Origin of the sequence: Streptomyces sp. NBC_00513 (genome assembly GCF_041431415.1) — a bacterium.
Lineage (GTDB): Bacteria > Actinomycetota > Actinomycetes > Streptomycetales > Streptomycetaceae > Streptomyces.
Map to the genome: position 1 here is coordinate 4,844,006 of NZ_CP107845.1, position 19,079 is coordinate 4,863,084.

Sequence of the window (19,079 nt, forward strand, 5' to 3'; positions counted from 1 at the left end):
GGCGGGCCACCGTGAAGGTGACCCGCCGGACGGCGTGTGTGACGAGGGGATCGGCGGCGATCAGGCGCGGCCGCGGGAACGGCGGGAGAGGTGCATCGCCGCCGCGCCGAGCGCGGCGAAGATCGCCACGAGGCCGGCGCCGGCCGCGACGGTGCTGCTGTCGTCCGTGTCCGCGGTGGAGATCTCCGCGCCCGCGGCGACCGCGCCCCGGGGGACGACCGCCGTCTGCGCCTTCACGTCGGTCTTCGTGGTGACGCCCGCCGCGGCCGAGGGCTTCGCGGAGGACACGACGGTCGGCTTGGCGGAGGGCTTCGCGGAGGGCTCGGCCGACGGCTTCGTGGACGGCTCGGTGGACGGCTTGCCCTTCGGCAGCGGGTGGCTGCTCGTGCCCGCCGGCCCGCGGACGGTCAGCGAGGGGGCCGCGGTGTCCGCCTTGACCAGCGTGAACGTGGACCCGTCGATCGTGGCGGCGGTGTGCGTGCGGTTCAGCACCTCGTACACGTGGCCCGCCCAGCCGTCCGAGGGCTTCCAGTCCGGGCCGACGGCGCGCAGCCACACCTCGGGGCCCTCGGACTCGTTCCGCAGCACCGCCAGCACGCCGTCGGCCACGAGGACCAGCTCCCCGGCGTAGCGGTCGCTGCCCGACGTGGTCCCGGACACCGCGGTGACGGCCTGGGGAGCGGGCGCGGCGAACGCGCCGGCGGCGGGAGCGAGGAGCGCGCCGGCGAGGGCGGCGGTGACGATCGAGGTGCGGAGGGCGGTACGCATAACGACTCCTGAAGCGTGGGTGAGGAAAGTGGAGGAGAGTCGCATGCCGCGTTGAGTCTGGTCGGTCTGGTTCACCGGGTCAGGTGTGGCGGGCTGCTGAAGAGAAATCTATGGATCTTCTGCGGTCGGACGATCCTGTTCCTGTCACCGGATCGTCACGACGCGCGGTCGTTCGGCGGCCGCATGCGTTTTCGGTTGATTCGGGGGAGGGGGGTGACAGGTCGCTACGCGCGTAGATATGCTCATGTGGTGACCATGCCCACCACCCTCACCGCATTCGCTGACGTGACGACGTCCGACAGCGCGCTGCGCCGCTTCCTGCACGGGCTGCCCGGCGTAGACGCAGTCGGACTGGAGGCCCGCGCGGCCTCCCTCGGCACCCGCTCGATCAAGACGACGGCCAAGGCCTATGCCATCGACCTGGCCATCTCGATGATCGACCTGACGACGCTCGAGGGTGCGGACACCCCGGGCAAGGTCCGGGCGCTGTCCAACAAGGCCGTCCACCCCGATCCGACCGACCGTACGACGCCCATGACCGCCGCGGTCTGCGTCTATCCCGACATGGTGGCCACCGCCAAGGCGGCGCTGAACGGCGCCGACGTCAAGGTGGCGTCCGTCGCCACGGCGTTCCCCGCCGGCCGTGCCGCCCTGCCCGTGAAGCTCGCGGACACGGCCGACGCCGTCGCCGCCGGCGCCGACGAGATCGACATGGTCATCGACCGTGGCGCCTTCCTCGCCGGCCGCTACCTGGACACGTACGAGCTGATCCGCTCCGTCAAGGAGGCCTGCGTCCGCCCCGACGGCACCGCCGCGCGCCTCAAGGTCATCTTCGAGACCGGTGAGCTGTCGACGTACGACAACATCCGTCGGGCCTCCTGGATCGGCATGATGGCCGGCGCCGACTTCATCAAGACGTCCACCGGCAAGGTCGGGGTGAACGCCACCCCCGCCAACACCCTGCTCATGCTCGAAGCCGTCCGCGACTTCAAGGCGCAGACCGGGATCCAGATCGGCGTGAAGCCGGCCGGCGGCATCCGCACGACCAAGGACGCGATCAAGTTCCTGGTCCTGGTCAACGAGACCGCGGGCGAGGACTGGCTGAGCAACCACTGGTTCCGCTTCGGCGCCTCCAGCCTGCTCAACGACCTGCTGATGCAGCGCCAGAAGCTGAGCACCGGCCGTTACTCCGGTCCCGACTACGTGACGGTGGACTGATCACCATGGCATCCCTTTTCGAGTACGCACCCGCCCCCGAGTCCCGCTCGGTCGTCGACATCGCCCCGTCCTACGGGCTCTTCATCGACGGCGAGTTCACCGAGGCCGCCGACGGCAAGGTCTTCAAGACCGTCTCGCCGTCCTCCGAGGAGGTCCTGGCCGAGGTGGCCCAGGCCGGCGCCGCCGACGTGGACCGCGCCGTCAAGGCCGCCCGCAAGGCCTTCGAGAAGTGGTCCGCGCTGCCCGGCTCTGAGCGCGCCAAGTACCTCTTCCGCATCGCCCGGATCATCCAGGAGCGCAGCCGCGAGCTGGCCGTCCTGGAGACCCTGGACAACGGCAAGCCGATCCGGGAGACCCGCGACGCGGACCTCCCGCTGGTCGCCGCGCACTTCTTCTACTACGCGGGCTGGGCCGACAAGCTCGACCACGCCGGCTACGGCGCGAACCCGCGCCCCCTCGGCGTGGCCGGCCAGGTCATCCCGTGGAACTTCCCGCTGCTGATGCTCGCCTGGAAGATCGCCCCGGCGCTCGCCACCGGCAACACGGTCGTGCTGAAGCCCGCCGAGACCACCCCGCTGTCCGCGCTCTTCTTCGCGGACATCTGCCGCCAGGCGGGCCTGCCCAAGGGTGTCGTCAACATCCTCACCGGGTACGGCGACGCGGGTGCGGCCCTCGTCGAGCACCCGGACGTCAACAAGGTCGCCTTCACCGGCTCGACCGCGGTCGGCAAGAAGATCGCCCGCCACGTCGCCGGCACCGACAAGAAGGTCACCCTGGAGCTGGGCGGCAAGGGCGCCAACATCGTCTTCGACGACGCCCCGATCGACCAGGCCGTCGAGGGCATCGTCACCGGCATCTTCTTCAACCAGGGCCAGGTCTGCTGCGCGGGCTCGCGCCTGCTGGTCCAGGAGTCGATCCACGACGAGCTGCTGGACTCGCTCAAGCGCCGCCTCTCCTCGCTGCGCCTGGGCGACCCGCTCGACAAGAACACCGACATCGGCGCGATCAACTCCGCCGAGCAGCTCGCCCGGATCACCGCGCTCGCCGAGACCGGCGAGGCCGAGGGCGCCGAGCGCTGGTCCCCGGCCTGCGAACTCCCGTCCGCCGGCTACTGGTTCGCCCCGACGCTCTTCACGAACGTCACCCAGGCGCACACCGTCGCCCGCGACGAGATCTTCGGCCCGGTGCTGTCCGTGCTGACGTTCCGTACGCCCGACGAGGCCGTCGCCAAGGCCAACAACACCCAGTACGGCCTGTCCGCCGGCATCTGGACGGAGAAGGGTTCGCGGATCCTCGCGGTCGCCAACAAGCTCCGCGCGGGCGTCGTCTGGGCCAACACGTTCAACAAGTTCGACCCGACCTCGCCCTTCGGCGGCTACAAGGAGTCGGGCTTCGGGCGCGAAGGCGGCCGTCACGGCCTGGAGGGCTACCTCGATGTCTGAGCAGCAGAACCGCCTCAGTGTCTTCAAGACCTACAAGCTGTACGTCGGGGGGAAGTTCCCCCGCTCCGAGAGCGGCCGGGTGTACGAAGTGACCGACTCCAAGGGCAAGTGGCTGGCCAACGCGCCGTTGTCCTCCCGCAAGGACGCCCGTGACGCGGTCGTCGCCGCCCGCAAGGCCTTCGGCGGCTGGGCCGGCGCGACCGCGTACAACCGCGGCCAGGTCCTCTACCGCGTCGCCGAGATGCTGGAGGGCCGCCGCGAGCAGTTCGTCCGCGAGGTCGGCGAGGCCGAGGGGCTGTCGAAGTCGAAGGCCGCGGCCGTCGTGGACGCGGCGATCGACCGCTGGGTCTGGTACGCGGGCTGGACAGACAAGATCGGCCAGGTCGTGGGCGGGGCCAACCCGGTCGCGGGCCCGTTCTTCAACCTGTCCACCCCGGAGCCGACCGGTGTGGTCACGGTCGTCGCCCCGCAGGACTCATCGTTCCTGGGCCTGATCTCCGTGATCGCCCCGGTGATCGCCACGGGCAACACCGCGGTCGTCATCGCGAGCGAGAAGTCCCCGCTGCCCGCGCTGTCCCTGGGCGAGGTGCTGGCCACCTCCGACCTGCCCGGCGGCGTGGTCAACATCCTGTCCGGCAAGGCCGGCGAGATGGGCCCGCACCTGGCGTCCCACCAGGACGTCAACGCCATCGACCTGGCGGGCGCCGACGTGGCGCTGGCCAAGGAGCTGGAGATCGCGGCGGCCGACAACCTCAAGCGCGTGCTGCGTCCACAGCCTGTGGACGACTGGACGGCCGACCCGGGCACCTCCCGCCTGACGGCGTTCCTGGAGACCAAGACGGTCTGGCACCCCACGGGTTCGCTCGGCTCGGGCGGCTCGTCCTACTAGCCCGCCCTCGGACCGGCCCCGGCAGCGACCCCCGTGCTGCCGGGGCCTTCCCGTACCCGCGCGCCTACTTGCCCGCCGCCGGGAGCAGCGGCCCGAGCAGCGAGGACGCCGCCGCGGTGGGGAGTTCACCGACCGAGGGGCCCTGGGTCAGCACTCCGGTGACCATGCCCGTGCCGACCGACGGGAAGTCCGCGATCTTGGTGGCCACGCCGTTGTCGAGCGGGTCCACGCCGGTGTGGGCGAGCGGGTTCACCTTGAGGTTGGAGATCGGGTCGGCGACGCCCGCCAGGGCCGCCGGTACCGAGAGTTCGCCGGCCTGTGCGCCCCCCGCCGCCATCGCCAGGGCCGCGCCGGCCATGGTCAGGGTGAGGCCCGCGCCGCGAAGGGCGCGAGTGCCGGCGCCGTTGCCGGGGGCTGCGTGACGTGCCATGAGGATCCCGCCTGTGGTCGTAGTCGCGTGCGCACGCAGCGTAGTGCAGGTGCGGGTGTCGACACCAACCGGCCGCGCGGGTGTGAGAGTGCTCGCAGGGCACGTCGCCGATGTATCGATACCGCAGGTCATGGTTCACACTGGTGTCCCGTGAGCTGTTCCTCTCCTCTGCCAACGCGTGTCGTGCTGCTGACCGGACCCTCGGGCTCCGGCAAGTCCTCGCTCGCGGCCCGCTCCGGGTTGCCCGTGCTGCGCCTGGACGACTTCTACAAGGAGGCGGACGACCCGACCCTCCCCCTGGTCGAGGGCAGCTCCGACATCGACTGGGACTCCCCGCTGTCGTGGGACGCGCGGGAGGCGGTCGCCGCCATCACCCGGCTCTGCGCGGTGGGCCGGACCGAGGTCCCGACGTACTCGATCGCCACCTCCTCGCGGACCGGGACCGAGACCCTGGACATAGCGCGGACCCCCCTGTTCATCGCCGAGGGCATCTTCGCGGCGGACATCGTGGCGCGCTGCCAGGAACTGGGGCTGCTCGCCGACGCGATCTGCCTGCGCGGGCGACCCTCGACGACCTTCCGGCGGCGCCTCGCCCGGGACCTGCGCGAAGGCCGCAAGTCCCTGCCGTTCCTGCTGCGCAGGGGCTGGCGGTTGATGCGGGCCGAGCGGGGCATCGTCGCCCGGCACACCGCTCTCGGCGCCCATGCCTGCGGCCGCGACGAGGCGTTGGGCAGGCTGGCCGCCTGCGCCGCCGGCCGCCACCGCGCCGCCGCCCCGGCGTAACCCCCGCCCGACTCGGGCACCCGTACACGCGCATGCGAAAAGGCGGGATCACGCGGACCCCCGGCCGCTTGATCCCGCCTTCTCTCCCCCCGTGACCCCCGCCCCACCCCCGCAGGACGGGCCCCCCGGCCCCGTGGTCCAACCCCCGTTGGTCTCTGTCAGGCGACGAGCTCGCCGAACGAGTCCGACTCGTCGCGGCCGAAGCTCAGCGCCTCGTCGTCCCGCAGGCGCCGCAGCGACCGCCAGATGCTCGACTTCACCGTGCCGACGCTGATGCCCAGGATCTCCGCGATCTCCGGGTCCGTGCGGCCCTCGTAGTACCGCAACACCAGCATCGTGCGCTGCGGCTCCGGGATGCGGGTCAAGGCCTGCCACAGCACCGTGCGCAGCTCCGTGCCGCGCATCGCGTCCGTGTCGGAGGCCGTCTCCGGCAGTTCCTCGGTCGGGTACTCGTTCAGCTTCCGCCGACGCCAGGCGCTGATGTGCAGGTTCGTCATCGTGCGCCGCAGGTAACCGCCGACGGCGGCCTTGTCGCTGATCCGGTCCCAGGCGCGGTAGGTGGAGAACAACGCGCTCTGGAGCAGGTCCTCGGCCTCGTGGCGGTCGCCGGTGAGGTGGAAGGCCGTCGCGTAGAGGGCGGCCCGCCGCTCCTGGACGTACGCCGTGAACTCGGCCTCCGAGGAGGACGGGATCCGTGCGGCGGGAACCGCCTGGTACGTGTTCGCGTCGATGGCTACAGGGTGCGTCGGTCGCTGACGGGCGACCGTCGCCGTACGGACACCCGCCCGGCGGTTCACATCGTGCAGCCGCGTGACAACCGCGCTGGTCGTGGTGCTGTGCAGCGTGTTCATCTCGCGCCCCCCGTCGTGGAGTCTGCTTCGGTCCGTTCGTTGGTATGAAGACTGCCCGGCGGAGATAACCGGGTTGTCCTTCGACTGTCACAGGCCTGTCACAGGGACCTGTGAGCGATCTCCACCTCAGGACTGTCGAAGTCCCAACGGCTGATGGGACAGAATGAGCCCGTGCCTTTCCTGTTGCTGATCGAGGACGACGACGCCATCCGCACGGCCCTCGAACTTTCCCTGTCACGCCAGGGCCACCGTGTGGCCACCGCGGCGACGGGCGAGGACGGCCTGAAACTGCTGCGCGAGCAGCGGCCGGACCTGATCGTGCTGGATGTGATGCTGCCCGGGATCGACGGCTTCGAGGTGTGCCGGCGGATCCGCCGCACCGACCAGCTGCCGATCATCCTGCTCACCGCCCGCAGCGACGACATCGACGTCGTGGTGGGCCTGGAGTCGGGTGCCGACGACTACGTGGTCAAGCCCGTCCAGGGCCGGGTGCTCGACGCCCGCATCCGGGCCGTGTTGCGCCGCGGCGAGCGGGAGGCGAGCGACTCCGCGGTCTTCGGGTCCCTGGTCATCGACCGGGCGGCGATGACGGTGACGAAGAACGGCGAGGACCTCCAGCTGACGCCGACCGAACTGCGCCTGCTGCTGGAACTCAGCCGCCGGCCCGGTCAGGCCCTGTCCCGGCAGCAGTTGCTGCGGCTGGTCTGGGAGCACGACTACCTCGGTGACTCGCGCCTCGTCGACGCCTGCGTTCAGCGGTTGCGCGCCAAGGTGGAGGAAGTGCCGTCCTCACCCACGCTGATCCGTACCGTTCGGGGCGTCGGCTACCGGTTGGACTCCCCGCAGTGATCAGAGCCCTGTTCGCGGGCCGGCGCTGGACCAGCCTGCGGCTGCGGCTCCTCATGGTGTTCTCGCTGGTGGCGCTGACGGCCGCCGTCTCCGCCTCCGGCATCGCGTACTGGCTGAACCGCGAGGCGGTGCTCACCCGCACCCAGGACGCGGCGCTCGGGGACTTCCGCCAGGAGATGCAGAACCGTGCCGCCGCGCTGCCCGGCGATCCGACGCCCGCCGAGATGCAGCGCACCGCCGAGTTGATGGCGGGGAGCAGCCCCGGTTACAGCGTGCTGCTGGTGGACGAACGCAAGGACGGCCGCAAGGTGTTCGGCGCCGCGGGCCCGGACACCTTCGGGCTGGACGACGTGCCGAAGTCCCTGCAGAACGCGGTGAACGACCGGCAGAAGGCGACGGCCGCCAACGACGCCGACTACCACATGTACTGGCAGCGCACGAAGCCGCGCGGTAATCCGTACCTGGTCGGCGGGACGCGGATCGTGGGCGGCGGCCCGACGGGCTACATGTACAAGTCGCTGGCGCAGGAGCGGGACGACCTGAACGCGCTGGGCTGGTCGCTGACGATCGCGACGGGACTGGCGCTGCTGTGCTCCGCGCTGCTCGCCCAGGCCGCGGCGCGCACCGTGCTGAGGCCCGTGCAGCGGCTGGGGGACGCGGCGCGACGGCTGGGCGAAGGGGAGTTGGACCACCGGCTGGACGTGTCGGGGACCGACGAACTCGCCGACCTGGCGCACACCTTCAACAAGACGGCGGAGGCGCTGGAGAAGAAGGTGGCGGACATGAGCGCGCGGGAGGAGTCCAGCCGGCGGTTCGTCGCGGACATGTCCCACGAGCTGCGTACGCCGCTGACGGCGCTGACGGCGGTCGCGGAGGTGCTGGAGGAGGAGGTCGACGACCTCGATCCGATGATCGCGCCGGCGGTGGCCCTGGTGGTCAGTGAGACCCGGCGGCTCAACGTGCTGGTCGAGAACCTGATGGAGGTCACCCGCTTCGACGCGGGGACGGCCCGCCTGGTGCTGGACGACGTGAACGTCGCCGACCAGGTCACGGCGTGCATCGACGCCCGGGCCTGGCTCGACGCCGTCGAACTCGACGCGGAGCGCGGGATCGTGGCGCGACTCGACCCGCGGCGTCTCGACGTGATCCTGGCCAACCTGATCGGCAACGCGCTCAAGCACGGCGGTTCGCCGGTGCGGGTGTCGCTGGCCGTCGACGGGGAGTGGCTGGTGATCGTGGTCAAGGACAACGGGCCGGGCATTCCCGAAGAGGTCCTCCCGCACGTCTTCGACCGCTTCTACAAGGCGAGCGCGTCGCGTCCCAAGTCCGACGGCAGTGGATTGGGCCTGTCGATCGCGATGGAGAACGCGCACATTCACGGCGGCGACATCAGCGCCGCCAACGGGGCCGACGGCGGGGCGCAGTTCACGCTGCGGCTGCCGGTGGACGTGGGGAAGGCGGTCATCCGTGACGCGGACGCGTAGGGCCCTCGCGGGCATCGCCCTCGGCGTGTTGCTGACCGGCGCCTGCGGGTGCGGGATCCGGGCCACGACCGTACCCGTGGACGTCGGGGCCGCGCCCTCGCGGGTGTCCTGCGACACCCCCGAGCAGGCGGGCGGCCAGAGCGGGGTACAGGGGTTCCGCGCCACGGTGGCGCTGGTGTGCGGATCGCAGCTGGTCAACGTCGAGCGGGTGATCCCGGTGCCCGAGAAGCGGCCGGTACGCGACCCGCTGGTCCTGGCCGCGCAGGCGCTCCTGGAGGCGCTGGAGAAGGAACCGTCGGCGGCGGAACGGGACGCCGGTTTCACGACCGGGGTACCGGAGGGGCTCCAGGTGGCGGCGGCGCGCGCGGGCGACCCGACCGGCACGGTGCGCTTGAGCCGCAAGCCGGAGGACCTGCCGCCGGTGGCGCTGTCCCAGCTGGTGTGCACGCTGGCCGACAGCGACGCGGTGTCGGCGGGGCCCGGCCCGGTGGTGCTGGGCGGCCCGGACGCGGATCCGCCGCGCGCCTGGGAGTGCGGCGAGGCCGTGCGCTCCCGCCCGGAGTCGGTGGCGACCCTGGGGGACGTGGTCCGGCCGTCGACGACGCCGAAGCCGTCCCCGACCCCGTAGGCGATCCGAACGGCCGGCCCGGCCCGGACGACACGACGGCCCCCGGAGCGCAAACTCCGGGGGCCGTCGTGCGAGGCGCGGACGGGCGGGCTAGATGCCCGCCGCCGCCGAGAAGTCCTTCTTGATCGCGTCCAGGATCTCCTGGCCGCGGGCGCGGGCCGGGGCCAGGTCGGAGGCTTCCGCCACCGGGACCACGACCTCCAGGTAGCACTTCAGCTTCGGCTCCGTGCCCGACGGGCGGACGATCACCCGGGCCTTGTGGTCACCGTCGAGGTGGTACCGCAGGCCGTCCGTCGGCGGGAGGGACTCCGTGCCCCGGCTCAGGTCCTCCGCGGTGACGACGCGCAGGCCCGCCAGGGACGTCGGCGGCTCCGCGCGCAGCCGTGCCATCGCCGAGGCGATGACCGACAGGTCCGAGACGCGGACCGACAGCTGGTCGGTGGCGTGCAGGCCGTGGGCCAGCGCCAGGTCGTCCAGCAGGTCGGACAGGGTACGGTCCTGCTCCTTGAGCTCCGAGGCCAGCTCCGCCACCAGCAGGGCGGCGGTGACGCCGTCCTTGTCGCGGACCCCCTCGGGGTCCACGCAGTAGCCGAGCGCCTCCTCGTAGCCGTAGCGCAGGCCCTCCACGCGGGCGATCCACTTGAAGCCCGTCAGGGTCTCCTCGTAGCCGACGCCCGCCGCCTCCGCGATCCGGCCCAGCAGGCTGGACGAGACGATCGACTCGGCGAAGACGCCCCGGGCGCCCTTGTGGACGAGGTGGGCCGCCAGCAGCGCGCCGACCTCGTCGCCGCGCAGCATCCGCCAGCCGCCGTCGTCGGTGGGGACGGCCACCGCGAGGCGGTCCGCGTCGGGGTCGTTCGCGATCACGATGTCCGGGTTCGCCTCGGCGGCCGTCGCGAAGGACAGGTCCATCGCGCCGGGCTCCTCCGGGTTCGGGAAGGCGACCGTCGGGAAGGCCGGGTCCGGCTCCGCCTGCTCGGCGACGAGCACGGGCGTCGGGAAGCCGTGCCGGGCGAAGGCGGCCAGCACGACGTCCTTGCCGACACCGTGCATGGCCGTGTAGACGGTCCGCACACCCCGGGGGGAGCCGGGGGTCAGGACCTCGTCCGTACGGGCCAGGTAGGCCTCCAGGACCTCGTCGCCGAGGTCCTCCCAGCCGGACTCCGGACGCGGCACGTCCGCGAGCGCGACGATCGCGTCGATCTCCGCGGCGATCCCGGTGTCCGCCGGCGAGACGATCTGGGAACCGTCGCCGAGGTAGACCTTGTAGCCGTTGTCCCGCGGGGGGTTGTGGCTCGCGGTCACCTCGACGCCGGCGACGGCGCCCAGCTGCCGTATGGCGAACGCGAGGACGGGCGTCGGCAGCGGACGCGGCAGTACGGCCGCGCGCAGCCCGGCGCCGACCATCACGGCGGCGGTGTCACGGGCGAAGTCCGCGGACTTGTACCGCGCGTCGTAGCCGACGACGACCAGGCCGCCGTCGTGACCCTGGGCCTTCAGGTAGGCCGCCAGACCCGCCGCGGCCCGGATGACCACGTTGCGGTTCATCCGCATCGGACCCGCGCCCAGCTCGCCGCGCAGTCCGGCGGTGCCGAACTGGAGCATGCCGGAGAACCGGTCCGCGAGCTCCGCGGTGTCCCCGGCCTCGACGAGCGCGCGCAGCTCGGCCGCGGTCTCCGGGTCCGGGTCCTCCGCCAGCCAGGCCTGCGCCCGGGTGATCAGGTCGTCCTGTTCCTGCACTACTTCCGCCTTACCTCTCGTACGGTGCCGGTGGCTGTCCCCGCTCAGATGCGGGCGAGGACCTGGGTCAGCAGCTTGCCCATGCGCGCGGCCGAGTCACGGCCGGCCTGGAGCACCTCTTCGTGGTTGAGGGGCTCGCCGGAGATGCCCGCCGCCAGGTTGGTGACCAGGGAGATCCCGAGCACCTCGGCGCCGGCCTCACGGGCGGCGATGGCCTCCAGCACGGTGGACATGCCGACCAGGTCGGCACCCATGACGCGGATCATGTTGATCTCGGCCGGGGTCTCGTAGTGCGGGCCGGGGAACTGGACGTAGACGCCCTCTTCGAGGGTCTCGTCGATCTCCTTGCACATCGCGCGCAGGCGAGGCGAGTAGAGGTCGGTGAGGTCCACGAAGTTGGCGCCGACGATCGGCGAGGTGGCGGTGAGGTTCAGGTGGTCGCTGATCAGGACGGGCTGGCCGGGCTTCATGCCCTCGCGCAGACCGCCACAGCCGTTGGTCAGGACGACGGTCTTGCAACCGGCGGCCACGGCGGTACGGACGCCGTGGGCGACGGCGGCGACGCCGCGGCCCTCGTAGTAGTGGGTCCGGCCGAGGAAGAGCAGCGCGCGCTTGTCGCCGATCTTGTACGAGCGGATCTTGCCGCCGTGGCCCTCGACCGCGGGCGGCGGGAAGCCGGGCAGCTCGGTGACGGGGAATTCGGCCTCGGGCGCACCGAGCGCCTCTGCGGCGGGGGCCCAGCCGGAGCCCATGACGAGGGCGACATCGTGGGTTTCGGCGCCGGTCAGCTCACGCAGGCGGGCGGCTGCGGCGGTGGCGTCGGCGAAGGGGTCGGTAACAGATGCGTTCACCGGACGAGCGTAACCGCTGATGGCCTACGCGCGTAGATGGCGCAGCTCACGGTGTTCGGATCGTTGCTTTGTCGTTTCCGCCGAATCGTCCCGGAGCCGGTGGGCGTCAGCAGGGGCGCTTGCGGAGTTCCATCACGTAGTCGTGCGGGGCGCCCGCGGATTCGGCCGCGTCGGCGATCTCGCCGAGGTAGCGCGCGGAGGGCAGACCGCCCTCGTAACCGTTCAGGACGTAGATCCAGGCGGCTTCCTCGCCGTCCAGGGTGTGCACCCGCACCCGCATCCGGCGGTAGATGTCGAGCCCGACGCCCTCCCAGCGGTCCAGGGAGTCCTCGTCCAAGGGGGCCACGTCGTACAGCGCGACGAAGACCTGGTGACGCGGGGCCTCGACGACCGTGACCAGCGCGCCCTCCCAGCCCATCTGCTCGCCGCCGAAGGTCAGCCGCCAGTCGTTGATCCAGCCCGTGCCGCGCAGCGGCGAATGCGGAGCGCGGCGCGTCATCAGCCGCGGGTCGAGGTTGCCGGCGTACGCGGCGTAGAGCGACATGTGGTCGAGGGTACGGGAGGGGCGGGGATCGACGCGTGCCCGGATGGCGGGACCGGGCGTGAAGCACCTTGATGCGTGCGGGACAATGGGGCACGGAATGCATCCCCCGGGGAGACCCCCCGGACCCCCCGGCCGGGGGCGGCAACCGGCCGGGTAGACGTGAGGCGGAGTTTTCGTGACCCGGATCGTGATCATCGGCGGCGGACCCGGCGGATATGAGGCGGCCCTCGTGGGCGCCCAGCTCGGCGCGGAGGTGACCGTCGTCGACTGCGACGGCCTGGGCGGTGCGTCGGTTCTCACCGACTGCGTGCCCTCGAAGACCCTCATCGCGACCGCCGAGGTCATGACGACCTTCGATTCCTCGTACGAGGAGCTCGGGATCGTCGTCGCTGACGACACCCCGCACATCGAGCAGGCGGCGCGCGTCGTCGGCGTGGACCTCGGCAAGGTCAACCGACGCGTCAAGCGCCTCGCGCTGGCCCAGTCCCACGACATCACCGCCTCCGTGACCCGGGCCGGCGCCCGTGTCATGCGCGGGCGCGCCAAGCTCGGCGGCCCGCAGGGCATCGACGGCACCCGGGACGTGATCGTCACGGCGGCCGACGGCACGGAGACGATCCTCACCACCGACGCCGTGCTGATCGCGACCGGCGGCACCCCCCGGGAGATCCCGGACGCGATGCCCGACGGCGAACGGATCCTGAACTGGACCCAGGTGTACGACCTGGAGGAGCTCCCCGAGGAGCTCATCGTGGTCGGCTCGGGCGTCACCGGCGCGGAGTTCGCCGGCGCGTACCAGGCGCTCGGCTCCCGGGTGACCCTGGTGTCCTCGCGCGACCGGGTGCTGCCGGGCGAGGACCCCGACGCCGCCGCCGTCCTGGAGGACGTGTTCCGGCGCCGCGGCATGAACGTCATCGGCCGCTCCCGCGCCGAGTCCGCCAAGCGGGTCGGCGACCGGGTCGAGGTCACGCTGTCCGACGGGCGCGTCATCACGGGCACCCACTGCCTGATGGCGGTCGGCGCGATCCCGAACACGGCGAACATGAACCTGGAGGAGTCCGGGGTCCGGCTCAAGGAGTCCGGGCACATCTGGACCGACAAGGTCTCCCGCACCTCCTCGCCGGGCGTCTACGCCGCCGGTGACGTGACCGGGATCTTCGCGCTCGCCTCGGTCGCCGCCATGCAGGGCCGCATCGCGATGTACCACTTCCTCGGCGACGCGGTGACCCCGCTGAACCTCAAGACGGTCTCCTCGAACGTCTTCACCGACCCCGAGATCGCGACCGTCGGCTACACGCAGGCCGACGTGGACTCCGGCAAGATCGACGCCCGCGTGGTGAAGCTCCCGCTGCTGCGCAACCCGCGCGCCAAGATGCAGGGCATCCGGGACGGTTTCGTGAAGCTGTTCTGCCGCCCGGGCACCGGCATCGTCGTCGGCGGCGTGGTCGTCGCGCCGCGCGCGAGCGAACTGATCCACCCGATCTCGATCGCCGTCGACAACAACCTGACGGTCGAGCAGATCGCAAACACGTTCACCGTGTACCCCTCGCTGTCCGGTTCGATCGCCGAGGCGGCACGCCAGTTGCACAACCGGAAGGCCGCCGGCGAGGCGTAGGCACCGTCAAGCGCCTTTGTCCGCAGGGAGGTTGGGGCGGCCGGGAGTGACGTGGCGGACTGTTCACGAAACTGTCCGACCGCGTATACCACTAGTCACCCCACCTTACGGACAACTTCGGTATTCCGGCGTAAGGAGCTGAAAGCAGACGGTCGTTGGGGTTACTGTCAGTTTCGTGTTCGCTGCAGAACGTCGCCAATTGATCCTCGAAATGGTGCGGGCCAACGGAGCGGTATCGCTTCGTGAGCTCGCCCGCGTCGTCCAGACCTCCGAAGTGACCGTACGGCGGGACGTGCGGGCACTGGAGGCAGAAGGACTCCTCGACCGCCGGCACGGCGGTGCGGTCTTGCCGGGCGGATTCACGCGAGAGTCCGGCTTTCCGCAAAAGTCCCATCTCGCGACGGCGGAGAAGACCGCCATTGCCGATGTCGCGGCCGGCCTCGTCGAAGAGGGCGAAGCCATCGTCGTCGGCGCCGGTACCACGACGCAGGAGCTGGCCCGCCGGCTCGCCCGGGTGCCCGGACTGACCGTCGTCACCAACTCGCTGCTCGTCGCCCAGGCGCTGGCCCATGCCAACCGGGTGGAAGTGGTGATGACCGGCGGAACGCTGCGCGGGTCCAACTACGCGCTCGTCGGCAGCGGCGCCGAGCAGTCCCTCCAGGGGCTGCGGGTCTCCCGGGCCTTCCTGTCCGGGAGCGGGCTGACCGCCGAGCGCGGGCTGTCCACGTCCAACATGCTCTCCGCGAGCGTGGACCGGGCGCTGGTGCAGGCCGCCGCGGAGGTCGTCGTACTCGCCGATCACACCAAGCTCGGTACGGACACCATGTTCCAGACCGTGCCCACGGACGTGATGACGCGGTTGGTGACCGACGAGCCACCGCCGCACGACGAACGGGCGGGTACGGAACTGCAGGCGCTGGCCGATCAGGGCGTGCAGATCACGGTGGCCGGGGCGGTCGCCTCCGGCGGTGGTGACGGGATGCAGGGGCGTCGGCCACGGCGGGATTCCCCGCTGCCGGTCCAGCGGCGGGGCGGTCCGACCGCCCAGTTGCGCAGCGCGCCCGCCGGGCTGCTGGAACAGCAGGCCGGGGAGCGGGCGCGGGTCGCGGACATGCGGCGTCGCTAGGCCCTGGGCGCCTCCGTCGTCGAGCCCTGCGGCGGAAGGCCCCTGTGGTCGTAGGGCCGGTGGTCGTAGGGCCAGTGGTCGTGGGCCCTGTAGTCGAAAGGCCCCGCCCGGATCACCGGGCGGGGCCTTCGACGTGAGAACGGGACGGTGGTCAGTCCTTGATCTCGCAGATGGTGGCGCCGGAGGTGAGGGAGGCGCCGACTTCGGCCTTGAGGCCGACGATGGTGCCGGAGCGGTGTGCGTTGAGCGGCTGTTCCATCTTCATGGCCTCAAGAACGACGATCAGGTCGCCTTCGTTGACCTGCTGGCCTTCCTCGACGGCGATCTTGACGATGGTTCCCTGCATGGGGGAGGCGAGGGTGTCGCCGGAGGCGGCCGGGCCGGACTTCTTGGCGGCGCGGCGCTTGGGCTTGGCGCCGCCGGCGGCGGCGGTGCGGGCCAGGGTCATGCCCAGCGAGGACGGGAGGGAGACCTCCAGTCGCTTGCCGCCGACCTCGACGACGACGGTCTCGCGGCCGGGTTCGTCCTCGGCGTCCTCCGCGGCGGGGGCCACGAACGCCTTGATGTCGTTGACGAACTCGGTTTCGATCCAGCGGGTGTGGACCGTGAAGGGTCCTTCGGTGGGGGCGAAGGCGGGGTCGGTGACGACGGCGCGGTGGAAGGGGAGGGCGGTGGCCATGCCCTCGATCTCGAACTCGGCGAGTGCGCGGGCGGCGCGTTGGAGGGCCTGTTCGCGGGTGGCGCCGGTGACGATCAGCTTGGCGAGGAGGGAGTCCCAGGCGGGGCCGATGACGGAGCCGGATTCGACGCCCGCGTCGAGGCGGACGCCGGGACCCGACGGCGGTGCGAAGCGGGTGACGGTGCCGGGGGCGGGCAGGAAGCCGCGGCCGGGGTCCTCGCCGTTGATGCGGAACTCGAAGGAGTGTCCGCGCAGGACCGGGTCGCCGTAGCCGAGTTCCTCGCCGTCGGCGATGCGGAACATCTCCCGGACGAGGTCGAGGCCGGTGACCTCCTCGGTGACGGGGTGTTCGACCTGGAGGCGGGTGTTGACCTCCAGGAAGGAGATCAGGCCGTCGGCGGAGACCAGGAACTCCACGGTGCCCGCGCCGACGTAGCCGGCTTCCTTCAGGATGGCCTTGGAGGCGGCGTACAGCTCGGCGTTCTGGGCGTCCGTCAGGAACGGCGCCGGGGCCTCCTCGACCAGTTTCTGGTGGCGGCGTTGGAGCGAGCAGTCACGGGTGGAGACGACGACGACGTTGCCGTGGGTGTCGGCCAGGCACTGCGTCTCCACGTGACGCGGCTTGTCGAGGTAACGCTCGACGAAGCACTCACCGCGTCCGAACGCGGCGACGGCCTCACGGACGGCGGAGTCGTACAGCTCGGGGACCTCTTCGAGGGTCCGGGCGACCTTCAGGCCGCGACCGCCGCCACCGAACGCGGCCTTGATCGCGATCGGGAGGCCGTGTTCCTTCGCGAACGCCACGACCTCCTCCGACCCGGAGACCGGGTCGGGGGTCCCGGCGACCAGCGGGGCGCCGGCGCGTTGGGCGATGTGCCGGGCGGCGACCTTGTCACCGAGATCACGGATGGCCTGCGGCGGCGGCCCGATCCACGTCAGACCGGCGTCGAGGACGGCCTGGGCGAAGTCGGCGTTCTCCGACAGGAAGCCGTACCCGGGATGGATCGCGTCCGCGCCGGAGTCCGCCGCCGCCTGCAGAACCTTCGCGATGTCGAGGTAGCTGGCGGCCGGGGTGTCACCGCCCAACGCGAAAGCTTCGTCGGCCGCGCGGACGTGCAGAGCGTCCCGGTCCGGGTCGGCGTAGACGGCTACGCTCGCGATCCCGGCATCCCGGCAGGCCCGAGCAACGCGGACAGCGATTTCGCCACGGTTGGCGATGAGCACCTTGCGCACGATGGCTCCCTCCTTGAAACAACCTGAGTTTAGGGACAGCCCACACGGCCTTTCGACCCTTATCCAGAGGTGAGCTTGCCCACACAGAGTGTGATGCGAGCCTGCCTCGAGTCCGGAAAGCCCTTGTGGCGCCCCAGGCAAGGGGGATCCCCGACTGCACAGTAACCCCGTCACGCATCCGAGGTCTCTGTCCGGCGGGTCAGCGGCCCCGGGTGATTCTTTGTCGAGTCCCTACGAACGGACCAGGCTTTCTTTGCTTGATCGCTGCACGGACCCGATTCGCGCAATCAACCTGCCCGCACCCCTTGTCCCGGGGATTACCCGTTAGTAGCCTCCAGGGCGTCGAACAGGCTTGTGGCTTGTGGGGATGGGAGCGTCGTGCTGCGCAGAATCGTGGCCGGCGTGGCGGCGGTCGTGCTCGTCGCGGAAGCGGCGTTGCTCGTCCTCGTTCACGTCGTGTTGGGAAAGACGACCGCGAACCAGTCGATGTCGATCGCCGGCATGGATCCGGACGTCATGTCCAAGGCGACCTACGCGATGGGCGCCGGCATCGGCGCGTTCCTGCTGGTGTGCGCCGTCCTGCTGGGCATCGTCGCCGTACGGGACCGGGCTCCGGGTCGCTTCGCCCGCATCGTCCTCGTCAGCGCGGCCGTCACCCACGTGGTGCTCGGCGCGCTGGCCGTGGCGCTGGTCGGCTGGTCCGCCTTCGCGGCGACCATGCTGATCCTGTGCCTGATCGTGCTGGTCCTGACGCTCCCCGCGCCCGGTGACGCGGCGCCGGCCGCCGGACCCCGGGACACGCTGCCCCGGGACGTCCCGCCGCCCCCGCCGTACGGAGAACTCAAGCCCACAAATCCGTGATGGACACGTCCAGTTCGCCGAGCAGCGAGCGGAGCAGCGGCAGGGAGATCCCGATCACATTGCCGTGATCGCCGTCGATTCCGTCGATGAAGGGCGCCGACAGACCGTCCAGGGTGAAGGCCCCGGCCACGTGCAGCGGCTCCCCGCTGGCCACGTACGCCGCCACCTCCGCGTCGGACGGCTCGCCGAAGCGGACCGTCGTGGACGCGGTGGCCGAGACCCGACGGCCGCTCGCGGTGTCGATGACGCAGTGCCCGGTGCGCAGGACGCCCGCCCGCCCGCGCATCGACTTCCAGCGGGCCGTCGCCTCCTCGGCGTCCGCCGGCTTGCCCAGCGCCTCGCCGTCCAGCTCCAGCACCGAGTCGCAGCCGATCACCAGGGCGCCCGCGGCCTCGTCCAGGGCGGCCACCACGGCCGCCTTGGCCTCGGCCAGGGCCAGGGCCAGTTCGGAGGGGGTGTCGGCGCTCAGCGTGTCCTCGTCGAAGCCGCTGACGATCACGTGCGGGGCGAGCCCGGCCTGTCGCAGCAGGTTCAGTCGGGCGGGGGAGGCGGAGGCGAGGACGAGCGCGCGCGGTTCAGCAGCAGTCATGCCCGCCATCGTAGGGCCGACGGCGGGGGACGCAGGAGGGGTCTAGAAGTGGTCCACGCCGAGGACGTACACCACCACGATCATGGCGAGCGCGAGCACCACGATCATTCTCCGGACCATGGCCTGGGCGTCGCGCATGTCCTTCGGGGGCTCGTCCTTCGGGTCTGACCAGAGCATGCGTCGATCCTGTCCCGAGGGACGCCGGTGGCGCCTGAGTACTCGTACTCAGGCGCCACCGTCCGTTCGCGTCATCTTCGGTACCGGTACCGAAGACAGGGCCTAGCCGGGCCAGTACGTGCGGCCCCACGCGTGCGGCCCCGGCTGCGGCAGGCGCCGGCGGGCCGTCCGGGCCGGCGAGGCCCACTCGTCCTTGACGCGGGAGGCGCCCGGCGGCACGGAGGCCAGTGCCGCCGCGCGCGCCTGGACCACCGCCAGTGCGGCGGCCAACTCCTCCGGGGTCGGGTTCCCCTTGACGACCTTGATCACCACTGTGAGCTCC

Annotated in this window: 20 protein-coding genes; 10 read left to right on the plus strand and 10 right to left on the minus strand. The window is 71.4% G+C overall.

The window, feature by feature from the left end:
• Positions 1 to 60 precede the first annotated feature (60 nt).
• Positions 61 to 768, minus strand: coding sequence for a hypothetical protein (locus OHA84_RS22515; RefSeq protein WP_266949434.1), 708 nt, complete (start codon positions 766 to 768; stop codon positions 61 to 63).
• 255 nt (positions 769 to 1,023) lie between these two features.
• On the opposite strand from OHA84_RS22515, the gene deoC reads away from it, so the two are divergent.
• The 3 genes from deoC to OHA84_RS22530 are packed head-to-tail and all read left to right on the plus strand — an operon-like array spanning position 1,024 to position 4,317.
• Complete coding sequence (deoC, locus tag OHA84_RS22520; protein ID WP_107089336.1) at positions 1,024 to 1,986, plus strand: deoxyribose-phosphate aldolase; 963 nt, start codon at positions 1,024 to 1,026, stop codon at positions 1,984 to 1,986.
• Positions 1,987 to 1,991: 5 nt separating this feature from the next.
• On the plus strand, positions 1,992 to 3,428 hold the full coding sequence (locus OHA84_RS22525) for an aldehyde dehydrogenase family protein (RefSeq protein ID WP_053682719.1): 1,437 nt from the start codon (positions 1,992 to 1,994) through the stop codon (positions 3,426 to 3,428).
• Positions 3,421 to 4,317 carry an aldehyde dehydrogenase family protein gene (locus OHA84_RS22530; protein ID WP_053682718.1) on the plus strand — a complete coding sequence of 299 codons (897 nt, stop codon included), beginning with the start codon at positions 3,421 to 3,423 and terminating at the stop codon, positions 4,315 to 4,317. The genes OHA84_RS22525 and OHA84_RS22530 overlap by 8 nt, the downstream gene beginning before the upstream one ends.
• A gap of 64 nt (positions 4,318 to 4,381) precedes the next feature.
• On the opposite strand, the gene OHA84_RS22535 is transcribed toward OHA84_RS22530, so the two are convergent.
• On the minus strand, positions 4,382 to 4,747 hold the full coding sequence (locus tag OHA84_RS22535; protein ID WP_053682717.1) for a hypothetical protein: 366 nt from the start codon (positions 4,745 to 4,747) through the stop codon (positions 4,382 to 4,384).
• A 114-nt stretch (positions 4,748 to 4,861) separates the two neighbouring features.
• Here OHA84_RS22535 and OHA84_RS22540 point away from each other — a divergent pair, with 114 nt between their 5' ends.
• A complete protein-coding gene (locus OHA84_RS22540; RefSeq protein ID WP_078999526.1) occupies positions 4,862 to 5,530 on the plus strand; it encodes a uridine kinase in 669 nt (222 codons plus the stop codon).
• A gap of 158 nt (positions 5,531 to 5,688) precedes the next feature.
• On the opposite strand, the gene OHA84_RS22545 is transcribed toward OHA84_RS22540, so the two are convergent.
• On the minus strand, positions 5,689 to 6,381 hold the full coding sequence (locus OHA84_RS22545) for a SigE family RNA polymerase sigma factor (protein WP_053682716.1): 693 nt from the start codon (positions 6,379 to 6,381) through the stop codon (positions 5,689 to 5,691).
• Between the two features lie 171 nt (positions 6,382 to 6,552).
• Here OHA84_RS22545 and afsQ1 point away from each other — a divergent pair, with 171 nt between their 5' ends.
• The 3 genes from afsQ1 to OHA84_RS22560 are packed head-to-tail and all read left to right on the plus strand — an operon-like array spanning position 6,553 to position 9,342.
• The gene (afsQ1, locus tag OHA84_RS22550; RefSeq protein WP_180291024.1) at positions 6,553 to 7,230 is read left to right on the plus strand and encodes a two-component system response regulator AfsQ1; all 678 of its coding nucleotides are present in this window, start codon (positions 6,553 to 6,555) and stop codon (positions 7,228 to 7,230) included.
• Positions 7,231 to 7,283: 53 nt separating this feature from the next.
• Positions 7,284 to 8,714: a HAMP domain-containing sensor histidine kinase gene (locus OHA84_RS22555; RefSeq protein WP_234350292.1), complete on the plus strand. Its 1,431-nt coding sequence runs from the start codon at positions 7,284 to 7,286 to the stop codon at positions 8,712 to 8,714.
• The gene (locus OHA84_RS22560; protein WP_266949439.1) at positions 8,698 to 9,342 is read left to right on the plus strand and encodes a GerMN domain-containing protein; all 645 of its coding nucleotides are present in this window, start codon (positions 8,698 to 8,700) and stop codon (positions 9,340 to 9,342) included. Before OHA84_RS22555 ends, OHA84_RS22560 begins: the two co-directional genes overlap by 17 nt.
• Before the next feature lie 90 nt (positions 9,343 to 9,432).
• On the opposite strand, the gene OHA84_RS22565 is transcribed toward OHA84_RS22560, so the two are convergent.
• The 3 genes from OHA84_RS22565 to OHA84_RS22575 all read right to left on the minus strand — a co-directional run bounded on the left by OHA84_RS22565 (position 9,433) and on the right by OHA84_RS22575 (position 12,477).
• Positions 9,433 to 11,082: a phospho-sugar mutase gene (locus tag OHA84_RS22565; protein WP_266949445.1), complete on the minus strand. Its 1,650-nt coding sequence runs from the start codon at positions 11,080 to 11,082 to the stop codon at positions 9,433 to 9,435.
• 44 nt (positions 11,083 to 11,126) lie between these two features.
• Positions 11,127 to 11,933: a purine-nucleoside phosphorylase gene (locus tag OHA84_RS22570; protein ID WP_266949447.1), complete on the minus strand. Its 807-nt coding sequence runs from the start codon at positions 11,931 to 11,933 to the stop codon at positions 11,127 to 11,129.
• Positions 11,934 to 12,039: 106 nt separating this feature from the next.
• Positions 12,040 to 12,477 carry a gamma-glutamylcyclotransferase gene (locus OHA84_RS22575; RefSeq protein WP_053682711.1) on the minus strand — a complete coding sequence of 146 codons (438 nt, stop codon included), beginning with the start codon at positions 12,475 to 12,477 and terminating at the stop codon, positions 12,040 to 12,042.
• Between the two features lie 175 nt (positions 12,478 to 12,652).
• Between OHA84_RS22575 and OHA84_RS22580 the strand changes: the two genes are divergently transcribed.
• The gene (locus tag OHA84_RS22580) at positions 12,653 to 14,092 is read left to right on the plus strand and encodes an NAD(P)H-quinone dehydrogenase (protein WP_266949450.1); all 1,440 of its coding nucleotides are present in this window, start codon (positions 12,653 to 12,655) and stop codon (positions 14,090 to 14,092) included.
• A gap of 211 nt (positions 14,093 to 14,303) precedes the next feature.
• Positions 14,304 to 15,218 (plus strand): DeoR/GlpR family DNA-binding transcription regulator, encoded by a 915-nt coding sequence (locus OHA84_RS22585; RefSeq protein ID WP_053682709.1) that lies wholly within the window; start codon positions 14,304 to 14,306, stop codon positions 15,216 to 15,218.
• Between the two features lie 151 nt (positions 15,219 to 15,369).
• On the opposite strand, the gene OHA84_RS22590 is transcribed toward OHA84_RS22585, so the two are convergent.
• Positions 15,370 to 17,130 carry a biotin carboxylase N-terminal domain-containing protein gene (locus OHA84_RS22590; RefSeq protein WP_266970037.1) on the minus strand — a complete coding sequence of 587 codons (1,761 nt, stop codon included), beginning with the start codon at positions 17,128 to 17,130 and terminating at the stop codon, positions 15,370 to 15,372.
• 378 nt (positions 17,131 to 17,508) lie between these two features.
• Between OHA84_RS22590 and OHA84_RS22595 the strand changes: the two genes are divergently transcribed.
• Positions 17,509 to 17,991, plus strand: coding sequence for a hypothetical protein (locus OHA84_RS22595; protein ID WP_234350239.1), 483 nt, complete (start codon positions 17,509 to 17,511; stop codon positions 17,989 to 17,991).
• Here the strand turns inward: OHA84_RS22595 and OHA84_RS22600 are convergent.
• The 3 genes from OHA84_RS22600 to OHA84_RS22610 all read right to left on the minus strand — a co-directional run bounded on the left by OHA84_RS22600 (position 17,972) and on the right by OHA84_RS22610 (position 19,069).
• Positions 17,972 to 18,580, minus strand: a complete 609-nt coding sequence (locus OHA84_RS22600) for a nucleoside triphosphate pyrophosphatase (RefSeq protein ID WP_371591438.1) — start codon at positions 18,578 to 18,580, stop codon at positions 17,972 to 17,974. The genes OHA84_RS22595 and OHA84_RS22600 overlap by 20 nt on opposite strands.
• Positions 18,581 to 18,622: 42 nt before the next feature.
• Positions 18,623 to 18,757 (minus strand): morphogenic membrane protein MmpB, encoded by a 135-nt coding sequence (gene mmpB, locus OHA84_RS22605; RefSeq protein WP_266949456.1) that lies wholly within the window; start codon positions 18,755 to 18,757, stop codon positions 18,623 to 18,625.
• A 102-nt stretch (positions 18,758 to 18,859) separates the two neighbouring features.
• Positions 18,860 to 19,069, minus strand: coding sequence for an acyl-CoA carboxylase subunit epsilon (locus tag OHA84_RS22610; RefSeq protein ID WP_053682188.1), 210 nt, complete (start codon positions 19,067 to 19,069; stop codon positions 18,860 to 18,862).
• Positions 19,070 to 19,079: the final 10 nt, after the last annotated feature.